9 protein-coding genes and 1 riboswitch are annotated in these 12,934 nt (G+C 67.9%); all 9 genes read left to right on the plus strand.

The annotated features are described in order from the left end of the window. Positions 1 to 12: 12 nt before the first annotated feature. Positions 13 to 819 carry a TatD family hydrolase gene (locus CXK94_RS09320; RefSeq protein WP_102894303.1) on the plus strand — a complete coding sequence of 269 codons (807 nt, stop codon included), beginning with the start codon at positions 13 to 15 and terminating at the stop codon, positions 817 to 819. Positions 820 to 920: 101 nt separating this feature from the next. After that, positions 921 to 2,390, plus strand: coding sequence for a methyl-accepting chemotaxis protein (locus tag CXK94_RS09325; protein ID WP_102894112.1), 1,470 nt, complete (start codon positions 921 to 923; stop codon positions 2,388 to 2,390). A 359-nt stretch (positions 2,391 to 2,749) separates the two neighbouring features. Next, positions 2,750 to 2,848, plus strand: a riboswitch (guanidine-I (ykkC/yxkD leader). Positions 2,849 to 3,021: 173 nt separating this feature from the next. Continuing rightward, a complete protein-coding gene (locus CXK94_RS09330) occupies positions 3,022 to 3,837 on the plus strand; it encodes an ABC transporter permease (RefSeq protein ID WP_102894113.1) in 816 nt (271 codons plus the stop codon). Beyond that, on the plus strand, positions 3,834 to 4,655 hold the full coding sequence (locus CXK94_RS09335) for an ABC transporter ATP-binding protein (RefSeq protein WP_102894114.1): 822 nt from the start codon (positions 3,834 to 3,836) through the stop codon (positions 4,653 to 4,655). The genes CXK94_RS09330 and CXK94_RS09335 overlap by 4 nt, the downstream gene beginning before the upstream one ends. A gap of 1 nt (position 4,656) precedes the next feature. Next, the gene (locus tag CXK94_RS09340; RefSeq protein ID WP_102894115.1) at positions 4,657 to 5,385 is read left to right on the plus strand and encodes an urea amidolyase associated protein UAAP1; all 729 of its coding nucleotides are present in this window, start codon (positions 4,657 to 4,659) and stop codon (positions 5,383 to 5,385) included. Positions 5,386 to 5,395: 10 nt separating this feature from the next. Further along, entirely contained in the window at positions 5,396 to 6,031 is a 636-nt protein-coding gene (locus tag CXK94_RS09345; RefSeq protein ID WP_037039330.1) for an urea amidolyase associated protein UAAP2, read from the plus strand. Between the two features lie 103 nt (positions 6,032 to 6,134). After that, the gene (gene uca / locus CXK94_RS09350) at positions 6,135 to 9,734 is read left to right on the plus strand and encodes an urea carboxylase (RefSeq protein ID WP_102894116.1); all 3,600 of its coding nucleotides are present in this window, start codon (positions 6,135 to 6,137) and stop codon (positions 9,732 to 9,734) included. 117 nt (positions 9,735 to 9,851) lie between these two features. Next, the gene (gene atzF, locus CXK94_RS09355; RefSeq protein ID WP_102894117.1) at positions 9,852 to 11,651 is read left to right on the plus strand and encodes an allophanate hydrolase; all 1,800 of its coding nucleotides are present in this window, start codon (positions 9,852 to 9,854) and stop codon (positions 11,649 to 11,651) included. A gap of 226 nt (positions 11,652 to 11,877) precedes the next feature. Further along, on the plus strand, positions 11,878 to 12,849 hold the full coding sequence (locus CXK94_RS09360; RefSeq protein ID WP_037039326.1) for an aldo/keto reductase: 972 nt from the start codon (positions 11,878 to 11,880) through the stop codon (positions 12,847 to 12,849). The last annotated feature ends 85 nt before the right edge of the window (positions 12,850 to 12,934 follow it).

Below are 12,934 nucleotides of genomic sequence, written 5' to 3' on the forward strand. Positions count from 1 at the left end.
CAGGAGATCTTCATGCAGCTCGTCGACATCGGCGTCAACCTGACTCACCCGACATTCGCCGCCGACCCGCGCGCGGTGGTCGAGCGCGCCCGGGCGGCCGGCGTGGCGCAGCTGCTGCTGACCGGCACCAGCCTCGGCGAGAGCGAGGCCGCTTTACAGCTGTGCCGGGAACTGGACGAAACCGGCCAGAGGCTCTTCTGCACCGCCGGCGTCCACCCGCATGATGCCAGCCAGTGGAGCACCGACAGCGCCAGCCAGCTGCGCGGGCTGCTGGGCGAGCCGCAGGTGCGCGCGGTCGGCGAATGCGGCCTGGACTTCAACCGCGACTTCTCCCCTCGCCCCCAGCAGGAGCGGGTGCTGGAAGAGCACCTGCAGCTGGCGGTGGAACGGCACCTGCCGGTGTTTCTCCACGAACGCGATGCCAGCGAGCGGCTGGCGGCGATCCTGCGTCCCTTCCGCGACCGGCTCGAGGCCGCCGTGGTGCACTGTTTCACCGGCGACAAGCGGGCGCTCTACGCCTACCTCGATCTGGACCTGCACATCGGCATCACCGGCTGGATCTGCGACGAACGCCGCGGCACCCATCTGTACCCGCTGGTACGTGAAATCCCCGAGGGCCGCCTGATGCTGGAAAGCGACGCGCCCTACCTGCTGCCGCGCACCCTGCGACCGAAGCCCAAGAGCGGCCACAACGAACCGGCCTACCTGCCGGAGGTCCTGCGCGAAGTGGCGCGCCATCGCGGCGAGAGCGAAGCGTGCCTGGCCGCCCACACCACGCGCTGCGCACGCGCCTTCTTCGGGCTGCCCATGCTCGATTGATTCACAAAATCCATTCAAGCTCCGCGCGCAGCGGCCGTTAAGCCTTGAGTCCACCGGAGCGTCCGCGGCGCTCCGGCAATCACCACAGAAGAAGAGCAGTCATGGCAGTCTGGATTCGCGATCTCTCGCTGAAGTACAAGTTCTGGGCCCTCAACATGGTGACCTTCGTCATTACGCTGTTACTGGTGCTCTACGCCATCCAGCTGGAACAGGGTGCCCGCAGCGACGACGCACGAGTCGCCGCCCAGGCCCGCGCCACCCTGCTGGCCGCCTGGCCGGAGGCGGCAGCGTTGCCGCAGAGCCAGGATCTGCTCGTCTTCCAGGCCGGCCAGCGGGCCGTGGTCGATGGCCGGCCCGTCGCCGACAGCGGCTGGACGCCGCTGCCCCATGACCGCCTGTTCGCCCGCCAGCCGCTGATCGGCGTGCAGACGGTCTCCCGCCCCGGCGGCCAGACGCTCGCCGTGCTGGCCCACGCACCCGGTACCCGGGAGGTCCTCGGCCAGCACTTCTTCAGCTATGCCGGTGCGGTCGCCGTGCTCATGCTCGGCCTGCTCGCCGCCTCGCAATTGCTGATCCGCTTCCTGCTCAGCCATCTCAACACACTCAAGGACGTCATGCTGCACGTCGAGCGCAGCGGCGACCTGCAGGCGCGCGTGCCGCTGGACAGCCGCGACGAGGTCGGCCAGATGGCCGGTGCCTTCAACGCCATGCAGAGCGGTTACCAGCGTATCGTCGGCACCGTCGCCCAGGCTGCCGCGCGCCTCGACGAAGGCGCCAGCCGCCTGGCCGCGAGCATGAATGACGTACGCCAGGGCATGCTTGGCCAACAGGGCGAAACCGACCAGGCCGCCACCGCCATCAACGAAATGAGTGCCACCGTCTACCACATCGCCGAGCATGCCGGCGATACCCGCGACCAGTCGCAGAACGCCGATCGACTGGCCGGGGAAGGCCATCGCGTGGTGGGGCGCGTGGAGAAATCCATCTCCAGCCTGTCGCAAGGCGTACAGCAGACCGGCGAGATGATCGAGCAACTGGCCGCCGACAGCCAGAAGATCAACGGCGTGGTCAACGTCATCCACAGCATCGCCGAACAGACCAACCTGCTCGCGCTCAATGCCGCCATCGAGGCGGCACGTGCCGGCGAGATGGGCCGCGGCTTCGCCGTGGTCGCCGACGAGGTGCGCAACCTGGCCAGGCGGGTGCAGGACTCGACCGACGAGATCACCCAGATGATCACCAACCTGCAGGCCATGACTCGCGATGCCGTGGAGTTCATGCAGGAAAGCTCGCTCAAGGCCGACGACTGCGTGCGCGAAGCGGGTGAAGCCGCGCTGGCGCTGGAAGCCATCACCGGCGCGGTGGCGCAGATGCGCGAGAGCAATACCCAGATTGCCGTCGCCGCCGAGCAGCAGAGCCAGGTCGCCGAGGAACTCAGCCGCTCGGTCACCGGCATCCGCGACGTCACCGAGCGGACCGTGGAGCAGACCGTCAACTCGGCCACTACCAGCGCAGAGCTGACGGCGCTGTCGGCGGAACTGAGCCGGGCCATCCGCCAGTTGAAGCTGTAACCGCAATACGTAGCGCGTAGGTTGTGTCGGGGCGCGCAGCCTGAGGAGCATAGCGACGAAGCCCAACATACCCGCCCTATCCCTGTTGGGCTTCGCTACGCTCAGCGCCAACCTACCGCGTGTGTGCCAACCGCCCGAATCCGGCCTTTTCGTAACAATCCCCTGCTACATAGCAGGACCAGCGTCCCCGCCCTCCGTGCAAGAAAAGCACGCACCTCTTTCGAGCAACGCACCACTACGGTGCAATCAGAATCCCTCGGCAAGCCGGCAACGCCCGGAAATGCGGCATTCATGTCTTGGCACCGCTCTTGCTATGACCAGGGTGCAGGAAGCTGCAACTCATGGAATGAGAACAATCTGAAATAGCCGACTAGGGTTCCGACTCGCTCGACGAGTGGCTGGTCCGAGAGTTGGCGACCTCCGGTGAGGTTACACGGCGGGACAAAAGCCCGGGAGAAGAGCGTCATGCCGCGCAGCTCCTGCCGCTATTCCCACACACTGGAGGGTTTGCCATGTGCCCGTACGAATCGGCTCTGCCGGTCATCTCCCTGCCGCATACCGGCACCTTAGCCGCCCCTCGATCTCCCAGCTGTTCGCTCGGGCCAGCCACGCCCGCCCGGGGTGCATGCCTATGCGCCTGATCAATCGCTCGCCCAGCCGCAGCGGCTGGCTGGCATTGGCCATCCTGCCCTTCGCCCTGCTGCTGGCGCTCTACCTGACCCACTCGGCGCAGCGCCTGGAACTCAACCCCAACGACAAGCTGCTGCCCAGCTTCGCCCAGATGAGCGCGGCCGTGGAACGCCTCGCCTTCACCCCCGACAAACGTTCCGGCGACTACCTGTTCTGGCAGGACACCGCCTCCAGCCTGAAACGCCTCGGCACAGGCCTGGCCATCGCCGCCGTCGCCGGCCTCTGCCTGGGGGTCGCCGCCGGCACCCTGCCGCTGTTCGGCGCGCCGCTGTCGCCCTTGCTCACCGTGCTCTCGATGGTGCCGCCGCTGGCGATCCTGCCGATCCTGTTCATCGTCTTCGGCCTCGGCGAGCTGTCCAAGGTGATGCTGATCGTCATCGGCATCACCCCGATCCTCGCCCGCGACCTCGAGCAGCGTGCTCGCGAGATCCCCCGCGAACTGCTGATCAAGGCGCAGACCCTCGGCGCCAACACCTGGACGCTGATCCTGCGCCTGGTCCTGCCGCAGTTGATGCCACGCCTGCTGATCAGCCTGCGCCTGGTGCTGGGCTCGGCCTGGCTGTTCCTCATCGCCGCCGAGGCCATCGCCTCCACCGACGGCCTGGGTTACCGCATCTTCCTCGTGCGCCGCTACATGGCGATGGACGTGATCCTGCCCTACGTCGCCTGGATCACGCTGCTGGCCTGGGCCATGGACTACCTGCTGCGGCGCCTCACGCGCCTGCTGTTCCCCTGGTACGAAGGAGCCAAGGCATGAGCGACAAGAAGAGCGAAACCGGCGCGTTCATCCAGGTGAAGAACGTCTGGCAGCAGTACGGCGAGCAAGTGGTGCTGGAGCGCCTGAACCTGAGCATCGCCGAAGGCGAATTCTGCACCCTGGTCGGCGCCTCCGGCTGCGGCAAATCCACCTTCCTGCGCCTGCTGCTCGGCCAGGAAGCGCCCAGCCGTGGTGAAATCCTGCTCGACGGCCAGCCGCTGGCCGACGAACCGGACGCCAGCCGTGGCGTGGTGTTCCAGCGCTACTCGGTATTTCCGCACCTGACCGTACTGGACAATGTCGCTCTCGGCCTGGAACTGCCGCGCGCCCCGCTGCTGGGCCGGCTGTTCGGCCGCGACAAGCGCGACGCCCGCGAACAGGCGGCGCAGATGCTGCACAGGGTCGGCCTCGGCCATGCACTGGACAAGTATCCGGCGCAGTTGTCCGGCGGCATGCAACAACGCCTGGCCATCGCCCAGGCGCTGGTGATGAAGCCCCGCGTGCTGCTGCTCGACGAACCCTTCGGCGCGCTCGACCCGGGCATCCGCAAGGACATGCACGCGCTGTTGCTGGAACTCTGGCGGGAAACCCGGCTGACGGTGTTCATGGTCACCCACGACCTCTCGGAAGGCTTCACCCTCGGCAGCCGCATCCTGGTCTTCGACAAGCCGCGCATCGATCCCCACGCACCGGGCGCCTATGGCGCGCGGGTGACCTACGACATTCCGCTGCATGCCGACCGCCACGCGGCCGCCGCGGCCGACAGCCTGCCGGCCGGCCTCGCCGGCCCTTTTCGAACTGCCTACCAAGGAGCCTGACATGAGCGCTTCCCTCAGCCTGCGCCCGACCCTCTACGAGGAAACCGTCCCCGGCGGCGGCCATACCTCCTTCGTGCTCAAGCGCGGCCAGCTGCTGCGCATCGCCGACATCCACGGCGGCGCCAACGTCAGCCTGTTGCTGTTCAACGCCATGGAGAAGAGCGAACGGCTGAACCTGCCGGACACCCTCAAGTGCCAGCACACCGCCAAGCTCACCGCCGGCCACTGCCTGTACTCGGACATGGGCCGCGTGCTCGCCGCGATCACCGCCGACACCTGCGGCTGGCACGACAGCTTCGGCGGCGTGCTGAATGCCGAGGAGGTACGGGAAAAGTACGGCGAAGGCCGCTACCAGGAACTGCGCAACGGTTTCTTCCGCAACGGCAGCGACAACCTGCTGGTGGAAATGGGCAAGTGGAACCTCGACCTGCAGGACCTGCTGATGACCCTCAACCTGTTCAGCAAGGTCGGCGTGGATGCCGATGGCAGCTTCATCTTCCAGCCCGGCAACAGCAAGGCCGGCGACTACATCGAGCTGTACGCACCGATGGACACCCTGGTGGTGCTCACCGCCCTGCAGCACCCGCTGGACCCCAACCCCGAATACGCCCCCAAGCCGGTACGGCTCAGCTGGCACAAGGTCGAGAGCGACGGCATCAGCGTGCTCTGCCGCACCTCGCGCCCGGAGAACGGCCGCGGCTTCCATAACACCGAACGGCTTTATCTGTAAGGACGGCGCCATGAACCTGATCGAAAGTGAACTGCACCCCGACACCGCCGTCTTCCGCCACCTGATCCCGGCCGGCGAGCCCTACTTGTTCGAAGTCAAGGCCGGCCAGACCCTGCGCCTGCTGGACGTCGAGGGCAACCAGGCCATCGACACGCTGTTCTTCGCCGCGAACAACCCGCGCGAGCGCTTCGACCCGCAGCGCACCCTGCGCCGGCAGAACAAGGTCTACCTCACCACCGGCACGGTGCTCTATTCCAACCTCGGCAAGCCGCTGTTGACCATCGTCGCCGACACCTGCGGCCGCCACGACACCCTCGGCGGCGCCTGCGCCCAGGAGAGCAACAGCGTGCGCTACGCGCTGGACAAGCGCTACATGCACAGCTGCCGCGACAACTTCCTGCGCGCCAGCCTGCACGACGGCCGCCTGGGCAAGCGCGACATCGGCGCCAACATCAACTTCTTCATGAACGTACCGGTCACGCCCGAGGGCGGGCTGACCTTCGAGGACGGCCTCTCCGCGCCGGGCAAGTACGTCGAGCTGCGCGCGGAGACGGACGTGATCGTGCTGATCTCCAACTGCCCGCAGCTGAACAACCCGTGCAACGGCTGGAACCCGACCCCGGCCGAGGTGCTGGTGTGGGAATGAAAGAGCAGCTTCCAGCTTCCAGCTAAGAGCCAACCACGGACGACCGTGGCTTCGAACGAATAAAGGCGGGACGGCCCGCCCAGCCCTTTGAGGGTCGTAGAACATGTTCGACAAACTGCTGATCGCCAACCGCGGCGCCATCGCCTGCCGCATCCTGCGAACCTTGCGTACCCTGGACGTGAAAGGCGTGGCCGTCTACTCCGAAGCCGATATCGCCAGCCTGCACATCCAGCAGGCCGACGAGGCGTACTCGCTGGGTGACGGCCCCGCCGCGCAGACCTACCTGGTGGTGAACAAGATCCTCGACGCCGCCCGCGAGAGCGGCGCCAAGGCCATCCACCCCGGCTACGGCTTCCTTTCCGAGAACGCCGCCTTCGCCGAAGCCTGCGAAGCCGCCGGCATCGCCTTCGTCGGGCCGACGCCCGAGCAACTGCGGGTGTTCGGCCTCAAGCACACCGCCCGTGCGCTGGCCAGGCAGCATGGCGTGCCGCTGCTCGAAGGCACCGAACTGCTGGAAAACCTCGACGCCGCCCTGGCCGCCGGCGAACGGGTCGGCTATCCGGTGATGCTGAAGAGCACCGCCGGCGGCGGCGGCATCGGCATGCGCGTCTGCCGTTCGGCGGCTGAACTGAACGAGGCCTTCGAGGCGGTCAAGCGCCTCGGACAGAACAACTTCAGCGATGCCGGCGTGTTCATCGAGAAGTACATCGAACGCGCGCGCCACCTGGAAGTGCAGGTGTTCGGCGATGGCCAGGGCGAAGTCATCGCCCTCGGCGTGCGCGACTGCTCGGTGCAGCGGCGCAACCAGAAGGTGCTGGAGGAAACCCCGGCGCCGAACCTGCCGGCCGGCATGGCCGAGGCACTGTGCGCCGCGGCGGTCACGCTGGCCAAGGCGGTCAGCTACCGCAGCGCCGGCACCGTGGAGTTCGTCTATGACGCCGAGGCCCGGCGCTTCTACTTCCTCGAGGTGAACACCCGCCTGCAGGTCGAGCACGGCGTCACCGAGCAGGTCTGGGGCATCGACCTGGTGCGCTGGATGATCGAACTGGCCGCCGGCGACCTGCCGCCACTGGCCGAACTGGCCCGGACGCTCGAACCCAACGGCCATGCCATCCAGGCGCGCCTCTATGCCGAGGACCCGGGCCGCGACTTCCAGCCCAGCCCCGGCCTGCTCACTGCCGTGGCCTTCCCGGCAGCTGACGGCAAGGCCCTGCGCATCGACACCTGGGTCGAGGCCGGCTGCGAAATCCCGCCCTACTTCGACCCGATGATCGCCAAGCTCATCGCCTGGGCGCCGGACCGCGAGCAGGCGCGCGCCGGGCTGGATGCCGCGCTGGGCGACTCGCTGCTCTACGGTGTGGAGACCAACCGCGACTACCTGCGGCAGATCCTCGCCCACGCGCCCTTCGCCGAAGGCTCGCCCTGGACCCGCTGCCTGGAAGGCCTGCGCTACCGCGCCAGCACCTTCGAGGTGCTCGCCGCCGGCACCCAGACCAGCGTGCAGGACTTCCCCGGTCGCCTCGGCTACTGGGCGGTGGGCGTACCGCCGTCCGGGCCGATGGACAGCCGCGCGCTGCGCCTGGGCAACCGCCTGCTGGGCAACCCCGAAGGCGCCGCCGCGCTGGAAATCACCATGAGCGGGCCAACCCTGCGCTTCAACTGCGACGCCGTGGTGGCGGTGACCGGCGCGGCGATCCCGCTGGAACTGAATGGCGCCTCGCAGCCGATGCACACCGCGCTGTTCGTCCCGGCCGGCAGCACCCTGGCCATCGGCACCATCGCCGGGGTTGGCGCACGCAGCTATCTCTGCCTGCGTGGCGGCCTGCAGGTGCCGGATTACCTGGGCAGCAAGAGCACCTTCACCCTCGGTCAGTTCGGCGGTCATGGCGGTCGCGCCCTGCGCGCCGGCGACGTGCTGCACCTGGCGCCGCTGACCGCGCGCGATGCCGGCGCCAGTCTGCCGGCCGAACTGTGCAGCGCCCTGCCGACGGTGCGCGAGCTGCGCGTGATCTACGGCCCGCACGGTGCACCGGAATACTTCAGCGAGGGCTATATCGAGACCTTCTTCGCCACCGCCTGGGAGGTGCACTTCAATTCCAGCCGCACCGGCGTGCGGCTGATCGGCCCGAAACCCGAATGGGTGCGCGAGAGCGGCGGCGAAGCCGGCCTGCATCCGTCGAACATCCACGACAACCCCTACGCCATCGGCGCGGTGGATTTCACCGGCGACATGCCGGTGATCCTCGGCCCGGACGGCCCGAGCCTGGGCGGCTTCGTCTGCCCGGTGACCATCATCGAGGCCGACCTGTGGCAGCTCGGCCAGCTCAAGGCCGGCGACAAGGTGCGCTTCGTGCCGGTGAATATCGGCACCGCCCGCCAGCTGGCCAAAGCCCGCCAGGCGGAAGTCGCCGGGCTGCAAGTCGTGCCCGTCGACTGGCAGCCGATCCCGCTGGAGCCGCCGGTGGTGCTGGACATCGGCAGCCTCGACAAGCGCCTGGTCGCCCGCCTCTCCGGCGACACCCATTTGCTGCTTGAGATCGGCCAGCCGGAACTGGACCTCGTCCTGCGTTTCCGTGGCCATGCGCTGATGCAGGCGCTGGAGGCGAAGAACCTCGATGGAGTTATCGATCTCACCCCCGGCATCCGCTCGCTGCAGGTGCACTACCAGCCGGAAACCCTGCCCTTGGCCAGTCTGCTGGCGGTGGTGATCGGCGAGTGGGACTCGGTGTGCAACGCCCAGGACCTCAAGGTGCCGTCGCGCATCGTCCACCTGCCGCTGTCCTGGGACGACCCGGCCTGCCAGCTGGCGATCGACAAGTACATGACCACGGTGCGCAAGGACGCGCCCTGGTGCCCGAGCAACCTGGAGTTCATCCGCCGCATCAACGACCTGCCGAACCTCGACGCGGTGCATCGCACGGTGTTCGACGCCAGCTACCTGGTGATGGGCCTGGGCGACGTCTACCTCGGCGCGCCGGTGGCCACCCCGCTGGACCCGCGTCACCGTCTGGTCACCACCAAGTACAACCCGGCGCGCACCTGGACCGCGGAGAACTCGGTGGGCATCGGCGGTGCCTACATGTGCGTCTACGGCATGGAAGGCCCCGGCGGCTACCAGTTCGTCGGCCGCACCCTGCAGATGTGGAACCGCTACCGCGCCGTGGAGGCGTTCGCTGGCAAACCCTGGTTGCTGCGCTTCTTCGACCAGATCCGCTTCTATCCGGTATCCGCCGACGAGCTGCTGCGCATCCGCCGCGACTTCCCTCTCGGCCGTTTCGAGCTGCGCATCGAGGACAGCGAGCTGCGCCTGGCCGACTACCAGGCATTCCTCGCCGAGGAAGCCGAAGGTATCGGCGCCTTCCGTGGGCAGCAGCGCGCCGCTTTCGACGCCGAACGCCAGCGCTGGATCGAATCCGGCCAGGCGCACTTCGACAGCGAGGAGGTCGCCGCCGACCTCGGTGAGGACGCCCCGCTCGGGCAGGGCCAGCATGGCATCGAAAGCCATATCGCCGGCAACCTCTGGCAGGTGTCGGTGAGCGAAGGCGAGACGGTCAGCGCCGGCGACGTGCTGGTGATCCTCGAGTCGATGAAGATGGAAATCCCGCTCATCGCACCGGTCGGCGGCGTGGTCAGGGAAGTCCGCGCCCAACCCGGCTCGCCGGTGCGCGCCGGCCAGCGCGTGGTGGTGATCGAGCAAGCCTGACGCCGAACAACGTAGGGTGGATCACGCTTCACCGATCCACCAACCGGCCCACCGGGCCGGCCCAAACGACACGGTGGAAAAGGCTGCGCCGTTTTCCACCCTACGAAGGAAACGAGCATGAACGATACATTCGACCTGCGCCTCGATACCCTGCGCGGCGCCTATGCCGCCGGTGAAACCACCCCGCGCCGGCTGATCGTCGAACTGCGCGACAAGGCCGCCGCATTGAACGGCGAATTCAACGCATTCATCCACCTGCTGAGCGCCGAGGAACTTGAGCCCTACCTCGCCGCGCTGGACGGCAAGTCGCCCGCCGAGCTGCCGCTCTACGGCATTCCCTTCGCCATCAAGGACAATATCGACCTGGCCGGCATCCCCACCACCGCCGCCTGCCCGGCCTTCGCCTACACACCGGATACCAGCGCCACCATCGTCGATCAGTTGATCGCCCTGGGCGCGGTGCCGCTGGGCAAGACCAACCTGGACCAGTTCGCCACCGGCCTCAACGGCACCCGCTCGCCCTATGGCGAATGCCGCAACAGTGTGCATCCGGACTATCCCTCCGGCGGTTCCAGCGCCGGCTCCTCGCTGGCGGTGGCGCTGGGCCTGGCCAGCTTCGCCCTGGGCACCGACACCGCCGGCTCCGGCCGGGTGCCGGCGGCGCTGAACAATCTGGTCGGGCTCAAGGCCAGCAAGGGCCTGATCTCCACCGCCGGGGTGGTGCCGGCCTGCCGCACGCTGGACTGCGTGACCTTCTTCACCGCCACAGCGGCCGAAGCCAGCCAGCTGCTGGCGCTCACCGCCCGGCTCGATCCGCGCGACGAGTACAGCCGCGTCAATCCGCTATGGAACGACGGTTCGGCCTTCGGCCGGATCGGATCGTTCCGCTTCGGCGTGCCGAAAAACCTGGAATTTCTCGGCTGCGCGGAAAGCCCGGCGCTGTTCGCCGCCACCATCGAGCATCTGAAAGCCCTCGGCGGCGAGCCGGTGGAGATCGATTTTTCGCCCTTTCTCGAAGCCGCGCGCCTGCTTTATGAAGGCCCCTGGGTCGCCGAGCGCTACAGCGTCGCTGGCGAACTGATCGAACGGCAGCCGGATGCCGTGCTGCCGGTGATCAAGGCCGTGCTGGAAAAGGCACCCGGCGCCACTGCGGTGGAGCTGTTCCGCGCCCAGTACCGCCTGCAGCAACTCAAGGCCATCTGCGACCGGATCATGGCCGAGGTCGATTGCGTGCTGACGCCAGCCTACCCGCGCCCGGTGACCCTCGCCGAGCTGCATGCCGAGCCGGTCAAGCGCAACTCGGACCTGGGCTGGTACACCAACTTCATGAACATGCTGGACTACGCCGCGGTGGCGGTGCCGGCCAGCGTCATGGACAACGGCCTGCCCTGGGGCGTGACGCTGTTCGGCCGGGTGTTCACCGACCAGTACCTGCTGAGCCTGGCCGGCGCCCTGCAGCGCCAGACCGCGCTGAAGCTGATCGGCGGCAACGCCCTCGACACGCCGGCACCCCGGAACCCGGCGCGCAACGACCGCGCCCGTATCGTCGTCTGCGGCGCGCACCTGGACGGCCTGCCGCTGAACGGGCAGCTCAGGCAGCGCGGCGCACGCCTGCTCGAAGCCACCCGCAGCGCGCCGGACTACCAGCTCTACGCCCTGGCCGGCGGCCCGCCGCTGCGCCCGGGCATGGTTCGCGTCACCGAAGGCGGAGTGGCCATCGAGGTGGAAGTCTGGGAGCTGCCGAGCGCGGAGCTGGGCTCCTTTCTCACCGGCATCCCCGCGCCGCTCGGCCTGGGCAAGGTGCAGCTCGAAGATGGCCGCTGGGAAACCGGCTTCATCTGCGAACCCTACGGCCTGGAAGGCGCGCAGGACATCACCGGCTTCGGCGGCTGGCGCGCCTACCTGCAGAGCCAATAGCCGACGCCGTATGTTGGTCGAGGAGTGTAGGTTGGGTTGAGGAGCGCAGCGACGAAGCCCAACATGGTCATATCCCCATCCCAGTTGGGCTTCGCTGCGCTCAGCACCAACCTACCCGTGAGCGGCCGAACGTTCGCTCTTCACGGTCCGGAACATCCGTTCGGCGTTGTCCTCCCATGCAATACCCGGCCGATCTCGGCCTCGGCTGCATCGAAGGAGGACCGTCATGCGTATCACCCTGCCACGCATCGGCCTCGGCGGCGCGCCGCTGGGCAACATGTTCCACCCGATCAGCGAGGAAACCGCCGACGCCACGCTCAACGCCGCGTGGGACGCCGGTTTCCGCTACTACGACGTATCCCCGCATTACGGCGCCGGCCTCGCCGAAGCGCGCTTCGGTCGCCTGCTCAGCCACAAGCCGCGCGACGAATTCGTGCTGAGCAGCAAGGTCGGCCGCCTGCTACGGCCAGCCGAGCAGCCGGAAAACGCCAAGCCCTTCGTCGACGAACTGCCCAACCGGCGCGTGCCGGACTATTCCGCCGACGGCGCACGCCGCTCCATCGAGGACAGCCTCAAGCGCATGGGCGTCGAGCGCCTCGACATGGTGTTCATCCATGACGTCTCCGAGGACCAGTGGGGCCCGCAGTGGCGCGACTACTTCCAGCAGGCCATGGACGGTGCGGCCAAGGCGCTCACGCAACTGCGTGACGAGGGCGAGATTCGCGGCTGGGGGCTGGGAGTCAACCGGGTCGAACCCTGCCACATGGCCCTGGAACAGAGCGATCCCGACGTATTCCTGCTGGCGGGGCGCTATTCGCTGCTCGAGCATGACGAAGCGCTGGATACGCTGTTCCCGAGCTGTCGCGAACGCGGGGTCGGCATCGTCGTCGGCGGGCCGTTCAACTCCGGCGTGCTGGCCGGCGGCAGCCATTACGAATACGACAGGATTCCGCCTGACGTCGACGAGCGCCGGCAGCGGCTGGAGGCCATCGCCGAGCGCTGCGGCGTCGACCTGCGCGCCGCCGCCCTGCACTTCTGCCTGGCCAATCCGGTGGTGGTTTCGGTCATCCCCGGCACGGCGAACCCCAAGCGGCCGCAGCAGTACATGGATTATCTCGATAGCCATGTGCCCGGCGAATTCTGGCGGGTGCTGGTCGACGAAGGCCTGTTGCGCGCGGACGTACCGCTGCCCGCCTGAAGCCCGACGCCGGGCCGCGGCGCCCCGAGAGCCTGTTCACGATCTAGCGAGCGAGGGTCCTGCAAGGCGCAACGACCAACGGGAG

Source organism: Stutzerimonas stutzeri (assembly GCF_002890915.1).
In the GTDB taxonomy this organism is placed as follows: Bacteria; Pseudomonadota; Gammaproteobacteria; order Pseudomonadales; family Pseudomonadaceae; genus Stutzerimonas; species Stutzerimonas stutzeri_AF.